Source organism: Thalassospira lohafexi, from assembly GCF_002844275.1.
In the GTDB taxonomy this organism is placed as follows: Bacteria; Pseudomonadota; Alphaproteobacteria; order Rhodospirillales; family Thalassospiraceae; genus Thalassospira; species Thalassospira lohafexi.
In genome coordinates, this window is record NZ_NXGX01000003.1 from 96398 (window position 1) to 119049 (window position 22652).

Annotated in this window: 18 protein-coding genes; 10 read left to right on the forward strand and 8 right to left on the reverse strand. The window is 53.9% G+C overall.

The annotated features are described in order from the left end of the window. Nucleotides 1-97: 97 nt before the first annotated feature. On the reverse strand, nt 98-1750 hold the full coding sequence (locus COO92_RS07395) for a stimulus-sensing domain-containing protein (RefSeq protein ID WP_240626358.1): 1653 nt from the start codon (nt 1748-1750) through the stop codon (nt 98-100). A gap of 54 nt (nt 1751-1804) precedes the next feature. After that, nucleotides 1805-2521 carry a response regulator transcription factor gene (locus COO92_RS07400; protein WP_022733912.1) on the reverse strand — a complete coding sequence of 239 codons (717 nt, stop codon included), beginning with the start codon at nt 2519-2521 and terminating at the stop codon, nt 1805-1807. Between the two features lie 315 nt (nt 2522-2836). On the opposite strand from COO92_RS07400, the gene COO92_RS07405 reads away from it, so the two are divergent. The 6 genes from COO92_RS07405 to COO92_RS07430 all read left to right on the forward strand — a co-directional run bounded on the left by COO92_RS07405 (nt 2837) and on the right by COO92_RS07430 (nt 11613). Then, a complete protein-coding gene (locus tag COO92_RS07405; protein WP_101301092.1) occupies nt 2837-4552 on the forward strand; it encodes a sensor histidine kinase in 1716 nt (571 codons plus the stop codon). Further along, nucleotides 4549-5943, forward strand: a complete 1395-nt coding sequence (locus tag COO92_RS07410) for a sigma-54-dependent transcriptional regulator (RefSeq protein WP_276307556.1) — start codon at nt 4549-4551, stop codon at nt 5941-5943. Before COO92_RS07405 ends, COO92_RS07410 begins: the two co-directional genes overlap by 4 nt. 686 nt (nt 5944-6629) lie before the next feature. Continuing rightward, nucleotides 6630-7595: a TAXI family TRAP transporter solute-binding subunit gene (locus COO92_RS07415; RefSeq protein ID WP_101301093.1), complete on the forward strand. Its 966-nt coding sequence runs from the start codon at nt 6630-6632 to the stop codon at nt 7593-7595. Continuing rightward, nucleotides 7592-8101 (forward strand): DUF1850 domain-containing protein, encoded by a 510-nt coding sequence (locus tag COO92_RS07420; RefSeq protein WP_101301094.1) that lies wholly within the window; start codon nt 7592-7594, stop codon nt 8099-8101. Before COO92_RS07415 ends, COO92_RS07420 begins: the two co-directional genes overlap by 4 nt. A gap of 5 nt (nt 8102-8106) precedes the next feature. Continuing rightward, complete coding sequence (locus tag COO92_RS07425) at nt 8107-10122, forward strand: TRAP transporter permease (RefSeq protein WP_101301096.1); 2016 nt, start codon at nt 8107-8109, stop codon at nt 10120-10122. A gap of 183 nt (nt 10123-10305) precedes the next feature. Further along, nucleotides 10306-11613 carry an MFS transporter gene (locus tag COO92_RS07430; RefSeq protein WP_101301097.1) on the forward strand — a complete coding sequence of 436 codons (1308 nt, stop codon included), beginning with the start codon at nt 10306-10308 and terminating at the stop codon, nt 11611-11613. Nucleotides 11614-11822: 209 nt separating this feature from the next. Here COO92_RS07430 and COO92_RS07435 read toward each other — a convergent pair whose 3' ends face one another. Beyond that, complete coding sequence (locus COO92_RS07435) at nt 11823-12005, reverse strand: hypothetical protein (protein WP_101301098.1); 183 nt, start codon at nt 12003-12005, stop codon at nt 11823-11825. Nucleotides 12006-12145: 140 nt separating this feature from the next. Between COO92_RS07435 and COO92_RS07440 the strand changes: the two genes are divergently transcribed. Next, nucleotides 12146-13129, forward strand: coding sequence for a LysR family transcriptional regulator (locus COO92_RS07440; protein WP_022733921.1), 984 nt, complete (start codon nt 12146-12148; stop codon nt 13127-13129). Nucleotides 13130-13134: 5 nt separating this feature from the next. Here COO92_RS07440 and COO92_RS07445 read toward each other — a convergent pair whose 3' ends face one another. Both COO92_RS07445 and fmt read right to left on the reverse strand, forming a co-directional pair. Continuing rightward, a complete protein-coding gene (locus tag COO92_RS07445; RefSeq protein ID WP_101301099.1) occupies nt 13135-13692 on the reverse strand; it encodes a GNAT family N-acetyltransferase in 558 nt (185 codons plus the stop codon). Continuing rightward, nucleotides 13692-14618, reverse strand: a complete 927-nt coding sequence (gene fmt, locus COO92_RS07450) for a methionyl-tRNA formyltransferase (RefSeq protein WP_101301722.1) — start codon at nt 14616-14618, stop codon at nt 13692-13694. The genes COO92_RS07445 and fmt overlap by 1 nt, the downstream gene beginning before the upstream one ends. A 74-nt stretch (nt 14619-14692) precedes the next feature. Between fmt and COO92_RS07455 the strand changes: the two genes are divergently transcribed. Then, a complete protein-coding gene (locus COO92_RS07455) occupies nt 14693-15712 on the forward strand; it encodes a methyltransferase type 12 (RefSeq protein WP_101301101.1) in 1020 nt (339 codons plus the stop codon). A 20-nt stretch (nt 15713-15732) separates the two neighbouring features. Here COO92_RS07455 and def read toward each other — a convergent pair whose 3' ends face one another. Next, entirely contained in the window at nt 15733-16251 is a 519-nt protein-coding gene (gene def / locus COO92_RS07460) for a peptide deformylase (protein ID WP_022733924.1), read from the reverse strand. Between the two features lie 200 nt (nt 16252-16451). Beyond that, nucleotides 16452-17957: a DNA recombination protein RmuC gene (locus tag COO92_RS07465; RefSeq protein WP_101301102.1), complete on the reverse strand. Its 1506-nt coding sequence runs from the start codon at nt 17955-17957 to the stop codon at nt 16452-16454. Between the two features lie 505 nt (nt 17958-18462). Here COO92_RS07465 and acs point away from each other — a divergent pair. After that, the gene (gene acs / locus COO92_RS07470) at nt 18463-20406 is read left to right on the forward strand and encodes an acetate--CoA ligase (RefSeq protein ID WP_101301104.1); all 1944 of its coding nucleotides are present in this window, start codon (nt 18463-18465) and stop codon (nt 20404-20406) included. Nucleotides 20407-20512: 106 nt separating this feature from the next. On the opposite strand, the gene COO92_RS07475 is transcribed toward acs, so the two are convergent. Next, the gene (locus tag COO92_RS07475; RefSeq protein WP_101301106.1) at nt 20513-21421 is read right to left on the reverse strand and encodes a LysR family transcriptional regulator; all 909 of its coding nucleotides are present in this window, start codon (nt 21419-21421) and stop codon (nt 20513-20515) included. A 237-nt stretch (nt 21422-21658) separates the two neighbouring features. Here COO92_RS07475 and COO92_RS07480 point away from each other — a divergent pair, with 237 nt between their 5' ends. After that, nucleotides 21659-22606, forward strand: a complete 948-nt coding sequence (locus tag COO92_RS07480) for a tripartite tricarboxylate transporter substrate binding protein (RefSeq protein ID WP_101301107.1) — start codon at nt 21659-21661, stop codon at nt 22604-22606. Nucleotides 22607-22652: the final 46 nt, after the last annotated feature.

Below are 22652 nucleotides of genomic sequence, written 5' to 3' on the forward strand. Positions count from 1 at the left end.
CTTGGCTCATACCGCCTTGTCAAACCCCAAACGCCGGGCCCTATCCACACGCATAGATAAATGACCGATTACTGAGGGTTTTCCACCCCGTCACAGATCAATCAAGCGGCAACCGAATGGTAAAAACCGCCCCTTTGACCTCATTATTAAGCACCCGATTCTGTGCGCTCAGTTCGCCATTATGGGCCGACATAATCCGCTTGGAGATTGATAAACCCAATCCAGAATGCTGACCGAACTTCTCGGTCGATGGGCGCTCGGTATAGAACCGGTTAAAGATCGCCTCTTCCTTGCCCGGCGGAATGCCCGGTCCGTCATCCTCGATCGTGATGATCGCCTGATTCTTATCCCGCCATGCCCGCACGCGCACTTCCCCACCTTCGGGGGTAAAGGTAATCGCGTTTGAAATCAGGTTTCTAAACACCTGCGTCAATCGGCTTTCAAGGGCGGGAACAATCAGGTTTTCCGGCACCGCAACCTTGATGCGCGGCCCATCGGGGTTGGCATTGTAAAGTTCGCCCATTGTTTGCAGAAGCGGGCGCAGGTCAACCTCTTCGGATTCGGTCCGCGACAGTTCGGCATCCATCCGCGAATAATCGGAAATATCGCTGATCAGTCGATCAAGACGCTGCACGTCTTCGGCGATGATTTCCATCAGTCGGCGTTGTCGTTCCGGGTCCTTCAAACGTGTTGCGGTTTCCACTGCACTTCGAAGCGACGTCAGCGGGTTTTTAATCTCATGCGCGACATCGGCGGCAAACCGTTCAATCGCATCCATACGATCCCACAGCGTTTCGGTCATATCGCGCAATGTCGTCGACAAATCACCGATTTCATCGTTGCGATCCGACAAATCGGGGATGGCAAACTGACGGTTTTTACTGCGTCGGACCCGCTCGGCCGCGCGCGCCAACCGGTTCAGTGGCCGTGTAATCACTCCGGCCAGATAGATCGACAGAAGAACCGTGATCCCAAAGGCAAAGACAAAGATTTTAAGGATATCCAGCCGCACCGCATGCAGGGCGGTTTCAATCGTATCGCCACTTTTGGTCATCATCACCGATGCCAAAACCTGTTTGAACCGGGCGACCGGCACCGATACCGACAACACCCGCCGTCCTTGCCCATCCACCCGGACAACCCCGCGTGAATAGCCTGCAAGGGCGGCGCGCACTTCGGGGTAATCGGCCGCACTGGCAACCGGCGGATCGACATAAAGCGGCAAGGGTTGATCGCCTTCAAACAGGGCGAGCAACCCATCGGTCAGATTGCGCATGACTTCGGCGAAAAAATCGTCTTCGCCCGGTGCGGGAAGTTCTTCGGCCTGAATGGTACCGGCCCCAAACGACTTGATATTGCGACTGTCGGCAATCAGGTTGCCATTAACCGCAAACAAACGTGTGCGCGCACCGGTAATGCCGACAAGACGCCGCACCATTTCACGCGCAACTTCAAGCTTCACCTGATTGGTCGCATCATCACCGGAACTGACGGCAGATGTGGAAAGGGCTGCGGCATACATTTCCGCCTGAACCGCCATCGCCTCAAGCTCGGAATGGATCAATTCCTGCTTATAGCGGCCAAGATACAAGATCCCGGCAACGAGCACGAACAACGCCAGCGCATTTACCGCCAGAATACGCCACGTCAGCGGGGAAAAAAGTCCGTGACGTTCTTCTATGCGTGCTGTGCGCGTTTCGTGCTGGACCGTTGTTTGGTCGTCGTTATCTTCGGCGGCAAAGTCGCTCATTCAAACCCGCAAATTTGGTCGGGCCGGGAAAAACCCGGCCCGAAAAACGTGGTGTCAGCCCGCTACTGTGGCTGTGTCACGATAACGATATCCCACGCCATACAAGGTTTCGATTTCCTTGAATTCGTCATCGGTTTCGCGGAATTTCTTACGCAGGCGTTTGATGTGACTGTCAATGGTACGGTCATCGACATAGATATGTTCGCCGTACGCCGCATCGATCAGCTGATCACGGTTTTTAACGTGCCCCGGATGCTTGGCCAGCGCCTGAATAAGCAGGAACTCGGTCACCGTCAGGTTCACATGCAAGCCTTTCCAGCTGCACATGTGGCGCGACGGATCAAGCACAAGGTCACCACGCTGGACAACGTCATCCGATCCATTTGGACGAACGCCCCCCGCACGCATGATTTCCGCGCGCCGCAACAAGGTGCGAATACGTTCGATCAGCAAACGCTGGGAAAACGGCTTTTTGATATAATCATCCGCCCCCAGACGAAGGCCGGTCAATTCATCAACCTCGTCATCTTTTGACGTCAGGAAGATCACCGGCATCTGCGTTTTCTTGCGCAGATGGGTCAAAAGCTCAAGCCCATCCATACGGGGCATCTTGATATCCAGGACCGCCAGATCTGGCTCTTCCTTGGTCAGGGCGTGCAACGCCTCAGAGCCATCAGAATATGTAAGAACCTCATATCCTTCTTCTTCCAACGCCATCGATACAGACGTCAGGATATTCCGGTCGTCATCTACAAGTGCGATCTTGCTCACCTGAACCTCACCCTTTGGACAGATAAAATTTTCTCGTAACTCTCATAACTATACAAGTTACACCCCAATGTGGCGAAAAAATAACCACCTGAGGCATAATTAAGGCCTCTTCTCTTATGGCTTTGCCAGCCCTGCCCATACTTGTATCAGTTGACTTTCCGCTGCGGGGACAAATAACAATCATTCGTTCGGAACGGGCATGCCAACCAATCACAAACGCGCCGAACACCAAAATGATCCCTGACCCGCCGGGAGGCAGCCATTTTTTACTGGTTAAGCACCTATAGCCGCGTAACGCTCAGTCTGGCCGGGGTCATGATCGCGGGGCTTGTGGTATGGCTTGCCGTCAGTTCCACCGGCAATCTGACAATCAATGAACTTGAAAAAACCGCACAGGCCCGTCTGGCCCTTTATGACAGTTCATTGCGCGCCGCCATCGACCGGTATCGCTATTTACCCTATGTCGTCTCCCGCCATCATCAGGTCATTGATGCCGTCGCTGGCACCGGAAATGCCCACACTGCCAGCCTGTATCTTGAAAAGGTTAATGACCGGGCGGGTGCAGCAGCCCTTTATGTTCTTGATCAAAGCGGCATGACGATTGCGTCAAGCAACTGGAACACCGCCGACAGTTTTGTCGGCGAAGATTACAGTTTCCGCCCCTATTTCAATCAGTCCCTTGCCGGGCACGAGGGCTTCTTTTTCGGGATCGGTGTCACAACCGGGCGGGCGGGGCTTTTCATTTCCACCCCGATAAGCCGCAATGATCAGATCATTGGCGTTGTCGTCGTCAAACTGGAACTTGATGAGCTGGAAAAGAACTGGCAGGACGGCGGCGAGGTTGTCTTTGTCGCCGATGCCGATGGTGTGATTACACTGACCAGTCGGGGCGATTGGAAATACCGTACCTTGCTGCCTCTGTCGGCTGCGGATCGCGAACGCATTACACGCAACCGTCAATATGTTGGCGAGGACCTCAATAGCCTCGATATCGGCGGGCAAATTTCGGATGGCAAAGGCACGCTTGCGATTGGGTCGGAACAGTTTCTCTATGATGTAAAGAAAATCGACGGCAGCGATTGGCGGATTTTCTATCTGACCTCCATGAGCGACGTCACCGCCCGTCAGGGCACGGTGATGTTGATCACCATCATTGCATCCGGATTGATCATGTTGATCATTCTGTTCTTGCGCGAACGCGAATTAAAACTGGCTTCCCAACGCGAAGCCCTTGAATTCGAACGCATTCAAAGTCTCAACACCCGCCTTGAAGAAGAAATCACCGAACGACGCAAAACCGAAAACGAATTGCGCGGCACACAAAACGAACTGGTTCAGGCCGGGAAACTGGCGGCATTGGGCCAAATGTCGGCCGCCATCGCCCATGAAATCAATCAGCCGATTGCCGCCATCCGCACATTTTGCGCCAGCGCCAAACTGATGATCGAACGCGGCAAGACAGAGCAACTTGATCAGAATATTTCACAAATTTCGTCTTTGACCGAACGCATGGGTGCCATCACCGGGCAGCTTAAGACATTTTCGCGCAAATCAACCGGGGTTCTCGAACCCGTTGACCTTAAGGTCGCCCTTGATAACGCCCTGCAGCTGCTAAGCCCGCAATTGGAAACGGAAAACTGTCAGCTTGAACGCCATGAACTTCGCATGCCGTTAATGGTCCATGCCGATCTGGTGCGGATCGAACAGGTTTGCGTCAATATCATTCGCAATGCGCTTGATGCCATGATCGACAGCCCGAAAAAACGTCTTCGCATTGATCTGACAACGGCGGAGTCCAACGTGATCATGCGCATTTCCGACACCGGACCGGGCATGGAGGATGATGCACTGGCTCTTCTGTTTGATCCGTTCTTCACCACCAAGGACCCGGGACAGGGTGTCGGGTTGGGGCTTTCGGTGACATATGGCATTGTGCGTGACTTCGGCGGCAGCATAAAAGCCTATAACATGACGTCGGGTGGTGCGTGCTTTGAAGTCCGCCTGCCACTGCTTAGGGAACAAACATCGTGACGACCGACAATCAGACACCCCCGAAAAGTCAGGCACACATCATCATTGTTGATGACGATGAAGCCATGCGTGTGTCGCTGGCGCAATGGCTGGAACTGTCTGATTTTGATGTCACGGTCTATGCTGACGCCCGTGATGCGCTTGGCGATATGACATCTGATTTCGCCGGTGTGGTTCTGACCGATGTGAAAATGCCCAAAATGGACGGCATCAGTTTCACCAAATCGGTTCTTGCCACCGATGGCGACATACCGGTGATCCTGATGACCGGGCACGGCGATGTGCCCATGGCGGTCGAGGCGATGAAAAGCGGCGCCTATGATTTCGTCGAAAAACCGTTTGAGCCCAAAGACATTGTCGAAAGCCTCGAACGCGCGATTGAAAAGCGCCGCCTTGTCATTGAAAACCGCCAACTGCGCCGCCAGATTGCCCATCGCGGCAGCCTTGATGGCCGCCTGATCGGCAACAGCAAACAGATGTACGCGTTAAAGGAAGAAATCGCCAATATCGCCGCAACCGAAGTGCCGGTTCTGATTTCTGGCGAAACCGGCACCGGCAAGGAACTGGTCGCGCGTGCCATCCATGACCTTAGTGACCGGCGCGATGAAAAGTTCGTCGCGGTCAATTGTGCCGCCATCCCGGAAAGTACTGCTGAAAGTGAATTGTTCGGCCATGAAAAAGGAGCCTTCACCGGGGCTGCTGGGCAGCGGATTGGCTGGATTGAACATGCCATCAAAGGCACGCTTTTTCTCGACGAGATATCAAGCATGCCACTCGCCCTTCAGGCCAAACTACTGCGCGTGATCGAGCAGCGCGAAGTCGTGCGTGTCGGATCAAATTCACCGGTTAAAGTCGATTTTCGCCTGATTTGTGCCACCAACGAAAACCTGACCGACGCGGTTTCCGCCCGCCAGTTTCGCGAAGACCTGATGTTTCGCATCAATACGTTCGAACTGGCAATCACGCCTTTGCGTGATCGCACCGATGACATTGCCCTTCTGTTTGATATTTTTGCCGAACGTGCCGCTGAACGGTTTGAACGCCCCTATGACCGACCGGCACCATCCTTGATCGGGCAGCTTAAAAAACATGAATGGCCGGGCAATGTCCGTGAACTCAAAAACCTCGCGGAACGCTATGTTCTGCTTGTCGGCAGCCCCGAAGACAGATTCCAGCGGCTGTTCAAAGGCGGCTTTGATCTGGCAGAACCGGTTGCAACCGCGTTGGCACTTGCCGATCAGGTCAAACATTTTGAAGAACGCCTGATCCGCGATGCACTGGACCGTCACGATGGCAACGTCAAATCGGTGATGGAAGAACTCGATATTCCCCGGCGCACGCTCAATGAAAAAATGAAAAAACTGAACATTCGGCGCGACAAAATCGTCTAGGGTCTGAACCCACTTGAATGTTTAAAATGGCATCAGAACAAGCAAGACATGCAAGGAAGTCTCCGCCGCGCGGGGTATTGCCCCGGGCAAGGGGATTGACGCAGCAGGTCGCAGAGTGTCCTGATGCCATTTTAAACATTCAAGTGGGTTCAGACCCTGGCACAAAGATCATTCAGATCAATCGTTTGCCCCAACACCCGGCATCCAAGCGGCGCAAACATCGGCAATAATCCGCCGATCAAATACGGAAAATCAGCAAGATTTCGCCGATTTGGCAAACTCGCCCAATTCAAGCAATTGATTTATAACAGTAATTTTAATTCTCTTATTTGGCATACACATTGCACATTCGAGTACCAAAATGATAAAATAACGAAAATAAGGGAGGATACCTGACAGCCAGCCCACAATGGGCGGTATGCTATTGGCTGTTGCGCATTTCACCTTTTTTCATAAGATTTCAGCGATCTGCCTGTTGAACAATGCGTTGATGCATGTCCTTCTGGCAGGGTTCCGTTGGCTGGCGCACATTGTGCGAAACATGTCAGCATTTCACGGTGTCGCGATTGAAATCCAAAAATAACAGGCCCCGAAAAAGGGTCGTTTTCGATCCCAAAGATCAATAGTTTTGAAATGATCTTTTGAATATCTCGACGCACCACGCGTTAACCTAAGGGAGGACTACCATGAAGCTACGTAATCTGCTTTCTGCAGCAGCCGCAGCCATGATTCTCGCCGCTGCACCCGCATCGGCACAACAGCTTTCGATCGCAACCGGCGGCACCGGCGGTGTCTATTACCCCTACGGCGGTGGCCTGGCCGAACTGATCAGCAAATATATTGATGGTTCCACCGCAGTTGCCGAAGTAACCGGCGCATCTGTTGAAAACATGGGTCTGATTTCCCGTGGCGACAGTGACATTGCAATCGGTCTTGCTGACACCGTTTATGCTGGTTTCACCGGCACCGGTAAATTCGAAGACCGCAAACTTGACAACGTCCGCGCACTGGCATCGATCTATCCGAATGCTGTTCAGATCGTGACGATGGCAGACAGCGGCATCAACACGCTTGCCGACCTTAAAGGCAAACGCGTTTCTGTTGGCGCACCGGGTTCGGGCACCGAAGTTTCGGCCAAAACCCTGCTTGAAGCCAATGGCATCACCTATGATGACATCGAAGAACAGCGCCTGAACTTCAACGAAACCGCTGATGCGCTTCGTGATGGTGACATCGATGCCGGCTTCTGGAGCGTTGGCCCGCCGACCAGCTCGATCCTCAACCTCGCAACCACCCGCGACATCAAGCTGATTGCGCTGACCGACGAAGAAATCGTTGCAGCCCTTGATGCCGAACCGACTTTCGCACCTTATGCCCTGCGCAAAGGCATCTATGATGGGGTTGAAGCACCGGTCAACACCGTTTCGACCCCGAACGTCCTGTTCGTGAACGCAGAAATGGACGAAGACCTCGCCTATCAGATCACCAAAGCCCTGTTTGAGCATGTTGATGAACTGATTGCGATTCACCCGGCAGCCAACGACACCACCGTTGACTTCGCGCTGAACTCGACCCCGATTCCGATGCATCCGGGTGCGCTTCGTTATTACGAAGAAACCGGTTCACCGATTCCGCCGAAACTGTATCCATGATTTCGCTAAATTGGGGGCGGCCAGCATTGGCCGCCCTTACCATTCTTCTGTCGGCATGTGCGGGCCCGTCCCCGCGTACCGAAACGATACCGGGCACCGCAAACGACCAACTTAAGGTCATTGCGGACGATGGAACTGTTTTGGCCAGAACCACCATCCCACGCCAAACCGGCTGGTGCCTTTATTGGAACCATTCGGTAACCGGTGACGGGGTGATCGACTGTTACGTCGATGATCTGGGAAAAATGGTTCTACACCGTGCCTACCAACCCGATTTTGCCGCAGGTCTTGGCCATTTTCCGGGTCGTGGAATCCTCACCAGCGCCAAAGGTGGCGGTTACTGGATTGAGGATATCGACGAACCTGTGCCGGGCAATGCCTATGCCCTGCGCGTCGGAAGCCTTGCTGTTGATCATCGCATCGTCACAAATGATGGTGACGAAATCTATCTTTCAAAGATGGCTGAACACACCCGTGTCACCATCCGCCTTGATACCGGGGAATAAGTCTCATGTCTGAACCGGCACCGCTTCCATCCATGGCGGACAACCTGCCGCAGCCAAAACTGGTTGTGATGGCAATTTCTGTTGTCGCCGTAGCACTTTCCCTATTCCAGATGTATGGCGCGGGTATCGAACCGCTTGGCCTGTTCTATCAGCGCAGCATCCATCTGGCGTTTATCATGTTCATGTGCTTCTTGATGTTCCCGGTGTTTGGCGGCAACAAGAAGCGCGGCGTGCTGGGCTGGATTATTGATATCGCCTTCCTCGCGGGTGCCTTTACCACCGGCTTTTATCTTTCCTTCTATCTCGATGCGATTTTCAATCGCGCCGGGTTCTGGAGCGAAACCGATCTGATCATCGGCATCATAGCAACCATTACCGTGCTGGAAGCCAGCCGCCGTGCAGTTGGCCTTGGCATGACCGTCATCGGCATCGTCGCGATTGTCTATGCACTGTCGGGGCCACGCGGCGCACTGCCATGGGTCGGCGAATGGTTACCGGGTATTTTGTCGCATCGCGGGGCGGATGTAGATCGCCTTGTCGGTCAACTTTACCTTGGTCAGGAAGGCATTTACGGCCTGCCGATGGGGGTTGCTGCGACCTATATCTTCATGTTCGTGCTGTTTGGCGCGTTCCTTGAAGTTACGGGTGCTGGTAAATTCTTTATCGATATGGCCTATGCCGCCACGGGCAAAAAACCCGGTGGCCCGGCAAAGGCCGCTGTTCTGGCCTCTGCTGGCATGGGCTCGATCAGCGGATCGGCGATTGCCAACGTGGTCACCACGGGTGCATTTACCATTCCGCTGATGAAACGCCTTGGTTACCGTCCGGCACAGGCCGGCGGCATTGAGGCTGCGGCATCAACGGGTGGGCAGATTACCCCGCCACTGATGGGCGCAGGCGCGTTCCTGATTTCCGAATATACGCAGGTGCCGTACCTCGATATCGTCATGGTCTCGATCTTCCCGGCGATCCTGTATCTCGGCACGGTCTATCTGTTTGTTCACATCGTCGCTCTTAAGAACGGTATGCGCGGCATGCCGGTCGAAGAACTTCCTGATTGGAAACAGGTTCTCAAAGAAGGCTGGCAGTTTATTTTGCCGCTTGGGGTTCTGATTTACCTTCTGGTCCTGAACATTTCGCCCATGCGGGTCGGGTTCTGGGCAATCATTTCGGTGATGGCGGTTGCCGCCCTTCGCTATGTGCTTTGGTTCTTCATCGTCGCCCCGCAAAAGGGCGAAAAGCCCAGCCACGATGCGCTGAAATCTGCCCTTGCCAATGGCGTCAAAATCACCATCGCCGCCCTTGAGCTTGGTGCAAAGAATGCCGTTGCCGTTTCGATGGCCTGTGCCGTTGCCGGGATTATCGTTGGTGTGGTCGGCCTGACCGGTCTTGGCCTGAAATTCTCATCAATGATGATCGCGTTTTCCGGCGGTCACATTGTTCTGGCACTTATTCTGGTTTTGATTGCCAGCCTGATCCTTGGTATGGGTTTGCCGGTAACGGCATCCTATATCGTTTTGATCGTGCTGGTCGGCCCGGCATTGTCGAACGAATTTGGCATTCCGCTTCTGATCGCGCATCTGGTCGTGTTCTGGTATTCGCAGGACAGTAACGTCACACCGCCGATTGCCCTGGCGGGCTTTGCGGGGGCAGCGATTGCCAACGCCAGTCCCATGGAAACCAGTTTTCAGGCATGGAAATTTGCCAAGGGCCTCTATCTGATCCCCGCATTCATGGTGTTTAACCCGGAAATCATCGAAGGCGGTTCAATCCAGATCGTTCTTTGGACCGGCTTTACCGCGATCTTGTGTCTTGTGGCCTTTGCAGCCGCCCTTGAGGGTTATCTGTTTGCCCATATGGACATCGTTTCGCGGGTTCTGATTGTTCCGGCCACGATTGGTGTATTCTGGCCTGACCTTACCGCCGAGATTGCCGGGACGGTCGTCCTTCTCGCCGTTCTCGGTCTGAACTGGTGGAAAGGCAAAAAGGACGGCCCGACACCTGCCCCGGCGGCAAGTTAGAGCCATTCTGAAATCATCAGACAAATCATCTGGCAAAATGCCCGCAAGCTTATCGTTTGCGGGCATTTTTCGTTTACCACCCTACCCCCCCCCTACCCGACAGGGCAGTAGACAGGCCGTTTTTCGCGCGATAGTTTCCTCATACTATTAAACGCCACACCCAAAACCCCTGCTAGAAACCTCATGCAATTTATTCTTTTGCTTCGCCAAGCCCCAAGGCAGCTTGCCTTTGGCGCACTGCACAGTTTCGGGTCGTCCTTTGGACAGACCTTTCTGATTGCCCTGTTTGTGCCGTTCATTTCAGCCAGCCTTGCGTTGAATGAAACCGAATTTGCCAACATCTATGCCGGTATTACGATCGGCAGTGCGCTGTGTCTGCCAGTTGTTGGACGCTGGATCGATAAGGTCGACATCCTGTCTTACAGCTTGGCGACCATGGGGTTGCTGGCCCTTGGCTGTCTGATGATTGCCACCGCCAGCAACGTCTGGTGGTTGATTGCTGCCTTGTTTGTCTTGCGTCTGGCCGGGCAGGGTTTGATGACCCACGTCAGCATGACCGGCATTGCGCGGTATTTTAGCCGCCATCGCGGACGCGCACTTGCGATTGCCAGTTTTGGTTTTCCCCTGGCTGAGGCCATTTTGCCCGCAACCTTGCTGGCAATGATCGCGCTGTTTGGCTGGCGATATACCTATGGCGCGGCCGGGGTGTTTATCGTTCTGATCCTGATCCCGCTGGCCATCCTGCTGATCCGGTCCGATGCACGGTTTCGATCTGCACCAAGCAAAACCACACCCCAAACCCCTAAAGACTCGGCAACGCCGCACAAAACAGACAGCCTTACCGATACGGCGCAAACCGAACCAGATCAAACCAGTGCCGACACAGGTCATCCACGCCTGTTTCGCTCGGTCTATGTCTGGTTTTGCATGCCGATGCTGGCAACACCGCCACTGGTGATGACTGCGCTTTTTTTCCATCAGGGTGCCATTGCCAACCACAAGGGCATTGATCTTGGCTGGTTTGCCGCCGGTTTTACCGTCTTTGCCATTACATCCGTGCTGGGTGCCTTTGGCAGTGGACCATTGATTGACAAATATTCCGCCCGTCGCCTGTTTCCTTGGCATCTGATCCCGGTGATGATCGGGGTGCTGTTGCTGTCACTGGGGACACATCCGGTGATGATTTTGATTTATATGGGGCTGGTCGGCATCACAACCGGCTTTGCCACCACCCTTCGGACCGCCATCATCCCGGAATTGGTGCCACTTGATGAAATCGGCGCAGCGCGCAGCACATTAACCGCCATCATGGTTCTGGCATCCGCAATGGGGCCGGCGATTTATGGCTGGATGTTTGCCGCCGACATATCGATTGAGGTGATGCTGGGACTGACGATTGGTGGCATGGCGATTGTCAGTGTGATGTCGTGGATTTCCGAACGGCCGGGCTTTTACGTGCCGCCCGGTGTTAATCCACAAGGTGCTGAATAACCACCGCCAAGATCGAAACTAAAATTCAGCATCCAGACGGCCAAACAAAAAAATGGCCCGGATCACAAAAGTGACCGGGCCAGTCGGGAAAACAGCGTCAAAACTTGGGAGGAAGACGCTAGATAGAAATCAGTCTCAGCTTGCGGGAGCACCTCTTGGGGAGGAAAAATCAATCAGCGCTCAACCAGCAAGGTCGTAAGTTCAGTAGATTAGGCAGCACCGCCAACGGTACCGGCCGGATGTTTCGCGTCAGAAACCTGATCCGAACCTTTGAACAGGTTACGGAAGAAGGAACCGACGAACTCAGCGCGGAGCTGCTGACCTTTACGTACGCCAGCTTCGATTTCGGTGGCGGAGATGTAACGGGTGGTGATTTCTTCGTAAGTGGCCATGATGACCTCCTGATATTTCGGTGTGGGCGACAACCGTGTCGCTCTCGATGAACCCAATCTAATTTTCTTTACGGGGAAAGAGAATTACCTCAATATGCACATTACTTGTGAATGAACGTCATAAATAGGATCGTCGAGATATGGATCGCGCTGCTGAAATGGAAATCTTTGTCCATGCTGTCGAGGAGGGAAGCTTTTCGGCTGCTGCCCGGACAATGCGCCTGTCGCCATCTGCCGTGTCGAAATACATCTCGCGTCTGGAAGATCGGCTTGGCGCTCGTTTGTTGATGCGCACCACCCGTCAGCTCAGCCTGACCGAGGAAGGCCGCGCCTTTTACGAACGCGCACGCACGATCCTGACCGAGATCGAAGAAGCCGAAGAAGTCGTCACCCAGCTTTATGCCGCCCCGCGCGGCACCTTGCGGATCAATGCATCGGTGGCCTTTACCAAAATGCAGGTCGTGCCCCTGATCCCGGAATTTCTTGCGCGTTATCCCGATGTGCGCATTGAATTGACACTTGATGATAAATTCACCGATCTGGTCAACGATGGCTATGATCTGGCGATCCGATTGTCCGCTCTTGAAGATTCATCGCTGATTGCGCGTAAATATGCGGTCAACCGCCGCATGATCGTCGCATCGCCGGAATATCTGGAAAAGAACGGCATCCCGCGCAAACCGCAAGAGTTGGAAAACCACAACTGCCTGCATCTGTCATCACGCGAAAGTTTCAATGACTGGCATTTCGACACCCCCGATGGGCATGTGTCGTTCCGCGCGCAAGGGTCATTCTCGGCCAATGACGGGGACGTTTTGCACGAAGCCGTGGTTGCCGGTCTGGGTATGGCGCGTTTGGCCGAATATCTGGTGCATGAGGATATCCGGGCCGGGCGTCTGACCCCGGTTCTGACCGAATATGTGCACGATCTGGCATGGATTTCGGCGGTGTATCCGCACAAACGCCATCTATCGCCAAAAGTCCGCGCCTTTGTTGACTTTCTGGCCGAAAAATTCACCCCGGTTCCGCCGTGGGAGCTTGGTTTCCGCGATGCCCGTGCGGTTAAAAAGAACCCGGACGGCACCCCGGACACCCGCGCCATCCAAAACAATACCGCACGGTAAGAAGCCTATATCGCAAGAAATGTGCGGTAGGTGGCAAAATCAAGCCGGAATTGAAGTTCCGACGATTGGCTAAGGTCATCAAGAATGCGGTTTTGCCCGGTGCGGGCGAAGCCGCATTTTTCATAAAACCGGTGGCCTGCCTCAAACCGTGTGTCTGTCCACAGCATCACGGTTTCACAGTCGGAATGCTTGTCGCCAAGCCACGTCAGCGCCTTTGCCAGCAAACGCTGGGCAACGCCCTGCCCGCGACAGGATTGATCAAGATAAACCTTGTGAAGTTCGGCTTCGCGTGTCGGCGGATCATATTTGACGCCAAAACATCCCAAAATACGTCCATCGCGATCCTCAACCACCCACATCCGGCCATGTGACGCCCGAAAATCATCGGCAATGGCGTCGAGTTCAGGAAATTCGCCCGCCCGGTCAAACACGCAGCCGGGATACTGCGCAAACACCGTAGAAATCAGATCCGAAACACCATCCCCATCGGCATTGCGCGCCGGACGAAGAGCAAGATGTGCGATCGCACCCGCTCGTTTAGGGGCAATATCAGACCCGGTCATCAGCCCAGCACCACACCCTTGGCAAGCTTGTCATAGCCGCGCAGCACCGCGTCTGCATCCATCACCGCTTTACCAGGACGCTGAATACGGGTCGGGCGCAGCGCCCCGGTTCCACACGCAATCGAAAGCTTGTCATCGACAATCTCGCCAACCGGGCCGGTCTGATCGGTCACCTCAGCCGCCTGCACCTTGATCCGTTCCTTACCCAACTCGAAATAGGCCCCCGGCCATGGGGTAAAGGCGCGGATTTTACGTTCAAGCGCGCTGGCATCGTCATTGAAATCAAGTTTTGCCTCGGCACGTTCAAGCTTGGCGGCATAGGTCACGCCCTCTTCAGGTTGCTTGACGGGGGCAAGGTCACCGCTTTGCAATTTCGCCAGCGCATCAACAATCATCGTCCCGCCAAGGGTCGCCAAATCATCATGCAAGCCATTGGCATAGGTGTCCGCCGTGATCGGAATTTCGCCAACCGACAGCATATCACCAGTATCAAGCCCGACATCCATCTGCATGATCGTCACCCCGGTTGCCGCGTCCCCGGCCAGAATGGCCCGCTGGATCGGGGCCGCCCCACGCCAGCGCGGCAAAAGCGACGCATGAATGTTCAAACAGCCATATTTCGGCGCATCCAAGACCGCCTTTGGCAAAATAAGCCCATAGGCCGCCACCACCGCAACATCGAGATCAAGATCGGCAAAAGCCTGTTTTTCTGCATCGGATTTCAACGATACCGGTGTGCGAACTTCAATGCCCTGTTCTTGTGCCCATGCATGAACCGGCGTTGGTGTTTCCTTTTGTCCGCGCCCTGATGGTCGGGGCGGCTGGGAATAGACGCACACCACATCATGACCGGCGGCGACCAGATCCTTAAGTGCCACAAGGGCAAAATCCGGGGTTCCCATAAAGGCAATGCGCAGTTTGGTCATGTCATGCGTCCATTCATCGTCATATCGGTGGTATTTTTGATCGCTTGGCGGCAATTTGGCGCTATCTTGATCAAATGACAAGCCAAGCCTGCACCCAAACCAGCAATTCCGAGAAATACAGCGTCACCCACATCTGGCACGCCGATTGGAGCATGTCGGTCAAAGCCCGCTGGGTTGCCAAGGCCCGGAGATCCGATCATGGCTGGTTAATCCACGCGATTGAACCGGTCGGGATGCTCAATCAATTTCGCCAATCCCTGTCCGATCATGGCAGCAGCCAGTCAATCTGGCTGGGTCTTGATATGCCCATCGGGTTTGCCAATCGCTGGTATGAAGCCGCCGGTGTTGATGACTTCATCACCCTTCTCGGCTTCCTTACGACTCCCCAATGGCAGGACTTCTTTGACGTCTGTGCGACAAAGACCGAAATTACCCACAAACGCCCGTTTTACCCCAAATCATCAGGTGTCAAAGGCAGCGTCACACGCGACGACCTTGTTAAGCGCCTTGGCCTTTCTGAGTTCAAAGACCTCCACCGCCAATGCGAACATGCAACCGGTAACCGCAATGCCGCCTGCCCGTCATTCTGGACATTGGGCGCCAATCAGGTTGGCAAGGGCATGCTGCATGGCTTGAAAAGCCTGATCATTCCCGGCCATCAGGACGGCTTTAACATCTGGCCATATTCCGGTGATCTTGCCGCCTGCACGAACCGCCCCGGTACCACGCTCATCGAAACCTATCCGGCAGAGGTTTATGCCTGGCTGGGCATTGGCGATGTGACCAAGTCCAACCGCGACAGTCGGGCCATGGCCGTTGCCCGTCTCATTGCAACAGCACGCGACAGCGACATTGAAATCCTGCCTGCGGTGATTGACGATATCAAGGATGGCTTTGGCCCGGATCAAGGCAAGGATGATGCCTTTGACGCACTGGTCGGTGTCATGGGGCTGATCCTGATTGCCAATGGCAAACGCCCACAAAACCTGCCCATCGATGACATCATTCAAAATCGCGAAGGCTGGATTGTCGGCCTTGATGACTCAATGCTTCAGAAACAGCCAAAAGAAAAGGGCCGGAAAACCGGCCCTTGATCCATCGCAGCACTGATTGCTCAGGCAGACTTTTTGGTCTTCTGAAGCTTCTGAACCTTTTTCAGGATCATGTTGCGTTTAAGCGCGCTCAGATAATCGGTGAACAAAACACCATCAAGATGATCAACTTCATGCTGGATACAGGTCGACAGCAAGCCATCAGCTTCGATTTCCTGTTCTTCGCCATTTTCGTCAAGATAACGCACACCGACTTCAATTGGGCGCTCGACATCAGCATATTGGTCCGGGATCGACAGGCAACCTTCCTGATAGATCGAAGTATCCTCGGATTCCCAGATGATTTCCGGGTTGATCAGCTTCAAGGGTTCGGGCTTGTCCTTATCGTCGGACACATCCATGACCACCACGCGCTTCATCACCCCGATCTGCGGCGCTGCCAGACCGATACCCGGTGCGGCATACATGGTTTCAAGCATGTCGCTTAGAAGCTGTCTGATCTCATCATTCACCTCAGTGACCGGTTCGCACTCTTTCTTAAGACGCGGGTCTGGAACAATAAGAATTTCACGCAGGGCCATTGGTCTGTAATCCGATTTCGAACTGATATCTAAAACTGATCCCCATCCGGGGCGTCATCTGATTATAGCGAATTTCGCGCTTCGAGATAAGGTTTCCGTGACCGCAAGTCAAGCAAACTGCCCCGCACGACACAGACATCAGCCATGTTCGACGCCAGATTTGGGACCGGTTTGGGGCATATGCCGATCATGTAATCATATTATTCCGTGTCGGTTTCGCCGTCCGGACCGCCAATCAGCTCCATCTTGGTGATCTCGCGTACATGGGTTTCTGACGGCAAAGGTTCTTCGATCATGCGGTCGTCGGAAACGATGTGCTTTTCCTTCAATTTGCGCGCAGACACCAGTACCGAGCCTTCCAACGATCCCAATGTCTTGTTGTAATGCTTCACCGTGCTTTCAAGCGATTTACCCATCGATGAGAAATGCTTGGCAAGGGCCGCCAGACGGTCATAAAGCTGCAAGCCGATTTCACTGATATCGCGCGCACTTTCCGCCAGGGCTTCCTGTCGCCAGCCGTATGACACGGCTTTCAGCAACCCAAGCAAGGTGGTCGGCGTTGCCAAAATCACCCCATCGCGGAAACTGTCCTCGATCAAGCGCGGATCGCGTTCAAGGGCGGCTGAAAAGAAGCTTTCACCGGGCAGGAACAGCACAACGAATTCCGGACTGTCGACCGATTTCCAATAGGATTTTTTCGAAAGCTCCGAGATCACCTTACGCACGTTGGTCACATAGGTGCCCATCAAGGCTTCGCGGCGATCATCGTCATATTTTTCGTCAATCGCCTCAAGATAAGCCGATGTCGGCGCCTTGGCATCAACGACGATGTTTTTCCCGCCCGGCAGGTGAATAACCATGTCGGGTTTCTGGACACCTTCGTCGGTATTGAAATGCACCTGTTCGTCAAAATCGCAATGCTTGAGCATCCCGGCCAGCTCGACAATACGCCGAAGCTGCAACTCACCCCATTTCCCCGAGACCGACGAACTTGAGCGTAGTGCGGAGCTTAACGTCTGGGTTTCCTTGGTCAGCTTGGTTTGCGATTGCACCAATGTGCCGACCTGCTCGCGCAATTCGCCGTAAGCTTCCTTACGGTTTTTCTCAAGCTCATTAACCTTGGTGTCAAACGCCTCAAGCCGCTCACGGATTGGTTTGACCATGCCGTCAATTGCCTGCTGACGTTTTTCAAGGTCGCCTTTGGCCCCTTCTTGCATGCGCGAAAAGTTTTCGCGCGCCAGCTTCATGAACTCGTCGTTATTGACCTTAAGCGCATCGGACGACAGCGCCTTGAAACTATCAAGCAACTTGATTTTGGCATCTTCAAGCATCGCAAGCTTCTCTGCTGCGGCTTCGCGTTCTTTTTCTAACGCGGTTTCAAGTTCCGATCCCTTTTCGCGCCACTGATCAAGAATAGTGCGCAGTTCTTTCATCTCGGCTTCAAGGGTGGGCACCCGGTGGGCTGTGGTTTCGGCAATGGCGCGTTTTTCCGCCGCCTCGGCCAGTTTGTCGCGGGTGATCGCAAGCTCGCTTGCCAAATCACGACGTGTGGCTTCGGTTTGCTCAAGCTGCGACGAAACAAGGGCTGTGCGCGACTCTGTCTGGGCATCGGCGGCATCTTTGATGCGTTTGATCATTAATCCGCCAAATACGAGCGCCACCACAGAAGCCAAAACAGCCCCTGCGGCCAAAGATATCGGATCCATTGTCCCACCATTTCATTATCATCTGCGTTCTTTGTATCTGTTTTGTTCCGTCAAATCCACAACGCAACGTGAAAATAATCCGAAAGATCAGATGAAAATATTGTCGCACGGGCGCTGGCGAACGTCTAAAATTATACTATATTTCAAAGACATATATGGAATATGGCTTTAGATCATTGTCCAGGGCATCCCAGCCAACACCGTTCTCATGACAGCCCCGGCAAGACATGGGCGGGATACTTACCCCGGCAATCTGGCGATTTCTCGGTGAAATGCCCCCCGCCTTAAGTTGTATTCCATCAAGACCCCCGGCGCACTAGCATAGGCGCCAAGCGACAGGATCAGGTGTGCCATGCCGACGGGCCGTTACGGAACGGCCAGATGTGCATAACGTTCTGACCCTGAACCGCACCGGAATATCGTATCGATGCAAGACATCTATCTGCGAGCGGGCAGGTGTCCGGTACGAACGCACAGACAACAGGAAACGAACAAGAGGCCACATATGTCTGCGAACGTTTATCCCGTCCCCGACGACATCGCAAAAAATGCCCTGATCGACAAATCCAAATACGACGCTATGTACAAGCAGTCGATTGAGGATCCGGAGGGTTTTTGGGGCGAACACGGCAAGCGCATTGACTGGATCAAACCCTACTCCACAGTCAAAAATGTCAGCTATGACGCCAACGACCTTTACATCAAATGGTATGAAGACGGCACGCTGAACGTTTCGGCCAACTGTCTTGACCGTCATCTGGAAAAACGCGGCGATCAGACCGCCATCATTTTCGAAGGCGATGACCCCAGCGTTTCCGAATATATTACCTATCGCGACCTGCATGAGCGCACCTGCCGTTTTGCCAATGCGCTGAAATCGATGGGTGTCGGCAAAGGTGACCGCGTTGTCATTTATCTGCCGATGATCCCCGAAGCATCGGTTGCGATGCTGGCCTGCGCACGTATTGGTGCGATCCATTCCATCGTGTTTGGTGGCTTCTCACCCGAAGCCCTTGCCGGTCGTGTTGAGGATTGCGGCGCAAAAGTCGTGATTACATCGGACGAAGGCCTGCGTGGCGGCCGTGCGGTTCCGCTCAAACGCAACGCCGACGAGGCGCTTTCGCATCCCGGCGTGAAATCGGTTGAAAAGCTGGTTGTGGTTAAACGCACCGGCAAGGACGTTGCATGGAACGATGCGCGTGACGTCTGGTATCACGAAGCCTGTGCCGCCGCCTCGCCCGATTGCCCACCGACCGAGGTTAATGCCGAGGACCCGCTGTTTGTTCTCTATACATCGGGCTCAACCGGCAAGCCGAAGGGTGTTTTGCACACCTCGGGCGGTTATCTGGTTTATGCGTCGATGACGCACGAGTATGTCTTTGATTATCACGACGGCGATATTTACTGGTGCACGGCCGATGTTGGCTGGGTCACCGGCCACAGCTATATCGTTTATGGTCCGTTGGCCAATGGTGCCACGACCCTGATGTTTGAAGGTGTGCCAAGCTATCCGGACGCATCGCGTTTCTGGCAAGTCTGCGAGAAGCACAAGGTCAACATTTTCTATACCGCCCCAACCGCCATCCGTGCCCTGATGCGCGAAGGCGAAAGCTGGGTCAAGAAGGCCGACCTGTCATCGCTTCGTATCCTTGGCTCGGTCGGGGAACCGATCAACCCCGAAGCATGGGAATGGTATTACGAGCATGTCGGCAACCGCAATTGCCCGATTGTCGATACCTGGTGGCAGACCGAAACCGGCGGCATCCTGATTTCTCCGCTTCCCGGTGCGACGGATCTTAAACCGGGGTCGGCGACCTTGCCGTTCTTTGGCATTGAGCCGGGCCTTCTTGATAACGAAGGCAACGAACTCACCGGGGCCACCGATGGCAACCTTGTCATTAAGGACAGCTGGCCGGGTCAGATGCGCACGGTCTACGGCGACCATGAACGCTTCATCCAGACCTATTTCAGCACCTTTGCCAATGCCTACACCACCGGTGATGGCGCGCGGCGCGATGATGATGGCTATTACTGGATCACCGGCCGCGTTGATGACGTGATCAACGTGTCGGGTCACCGCATGGGCACGGCAGAAGTCGAAAGCGCCCTTGTCGCCCATCCGAAAGTCGCCGAGGCCGCCGTGGTGGGTGTTCCCCACGACATTAAGGGTCAGGGCATCTATGCCTATGTGACGCTGAATGCCGACGAGGAACCGACCGAAGAACTGCGGGTCGAGCTGGTCAAATGGGTCCGCAAGGAAATTGGCCCGATCGCCAGCCCCGATTACCTGCAATGGTCGCCGGGCTTGCCCAAAACCCGGTCAGGCAAAATCATGCGCCGTATCCTGCGCAAGATTGCCGCCAATGAATATGATCAGCTGGGCGACACATCCACCCTTGCCGATCCGGGTGTCGTCGATGACCTGATTGATAATCGTCAGAACCGCTAGGACATTCGCCAAATCCGATCTGAAATGCAAAACACCCGCCAAGCAACTGGCGGGTGTTTTGCTGCCTGCAACGCACCACAATAGTCTGACAATTGAAATGTTGTGGTTATGCAATACGCCCGGTCGCGTTTTCGCGCAGGTTTCGATGCAAGAAATCGATGAAAATGCGCACTTTCGCCGAAAGATTATGCCGTTCGGGATAGACCGCATAAATATCGGCATCCACATGAGCATATTGCGGCAAAACAAGCCGAAGCCTGTCTGCTTCAACATGGCGGCCAATATCCCACTCTGAACGCATCATGATCCCATGCCCGTCCAGCACCCATCGCAGGGCAATTTCACCGTCATTGCTGCTGAGTGTGCCATGCACCTTGACCGTTTCGGAATGCTGCCCACGTTGTAATTTCCAAAGATCATGCACATCCTTGTCCTGACGCAGGATGATGCAATTGTGATTGACAAGATCCGAAAGGCTGCGCGGGGTGCCATACCGTTTCAGATAGGATGGGGCGGCACACAGAAACCGCCGGTTACCTTGTAATTTTCGCGCCCTTATCCGTGAATTGGGTAGTCCGCCAAACCGAATGCCAAGATCAATCCCCTCTTCAACCATATTCATCGGGATATCGGTCAGAAGAAGCTGCACCTCGACTTCGGGATACAGGTGGGAAAATTCCGATACCACTGGCGCGACATACTCCCGGCCAAACCCGAATGTCGCATTAACCCGCAACAACCCCGCCGGTGTCTCGCTGGCATGGGACACACGCTGCTCCAGATCATCAATCTGGCGCATGATTTGTTCGGCACTCTGGAAGTAGGCATCGCCTTCACTGGTCAGACTGATCCGCCGTGTCGTGCGATTAAGCAGCCTGACCCCTAACCGGTCTTCAAGCTTTGCCAAACGTTTGCTGACCGCAGGTGGCGACAAGTTCAATTCCTGCGCCGCCGCAGACAAATTCCCCTTGCGGACCAGCAACACAAAGAACCCCAAATCGCTATCAACCGACATTATTAACCTTTGAGACATAATGAAGTGAAAAGTCGGAAATTATAATAAATCCCTCAAAAATATAAACTGCATGAGTCGGTCGGGCAAAGAACAAAAGCACAGTGAACACGTCCTACAGCGTTAAAATCTCCGATCCGACATCAGGGAAACACTGGCACAGAAGTCGGACACACCTTCGATTCCTTGATGCCAGCATCAGTCAAAAAACTGGTGAATTCAAATTCGGGAGGAATACCAATGCGTAAGCTCGCAATCGCGGCTACCATGGTCGCAACTTTGATTTCCGGCACTGCATTTGCGGAATATCCGGAAAAAACCATTAACTATATTATTCCGTTCAATGCCGGTGGTGAATCCGATGTTTCGGCACGTTTCCAGCAGGCATATCTGGAACAAATTTCCAGTCAGCCTGTTGTCATCCAATATATGGCCGGTGCTGGCGGTGCACAGGCGTGGTCGCAACTGAATGGCATGGAAGGTGACGGTTACACCATCATGGGGATCAACCTTCCGCATACCATTTTGCAGCCGATGGAAAAAGATGTCGGGTACGAAACCAAGGACCTGACCTATATCAACTTCTTCCACTATACGCCGAACGCCCTGTTCGTTCCCAAAGACAGCGAATTCAAGTCGCTTGGCGAACTGATCGAGTATGCAAAAGCCAATCCGGGTATGGTGACGCTGAGCGGGTCTGGATCAAATTCCGCCAACCATCTTGGTCAGGTTCAGTTTGACCAGCTTGCCGGGATCACGACGACATATGTTCCATTCAGCGGAACCGGCCCGGCCGTGACGGCTATTCTGGGCAGTCAGACCACGGGTGGCTTTAACTATGTCACATCGGGTGTGAATAACGGCGATGGCATGCGGATGCTTGCGGTTGCCTCGGAAAACCGTGTGAAGGCTTTCCCGGATGTTCCGACCTTCAAGGAACTTGGTTTTGACATTACCGGCGGTGCATTCCGCGGTGTGGCTGTTCCGAATTCAACCCCGGAACCGATCCGTGAAAAAATCTCGCAGATGGTCACGGATGTAAACAATAACAGCGAATTCCAGAAAAAGATGGAAGATGCCGGTTTTGTTCTGACCGATATCCCTTACGACTTCATCAATGATTTCGTTGCGGCCAAATCAGAAGAATACCGCGCAATCGCAGAGAAGCTTGGCATTGCCAATCGATAAGCGCGCGAAGCGACCAATAATAAACCTGCGACAATAAAAAAATCGG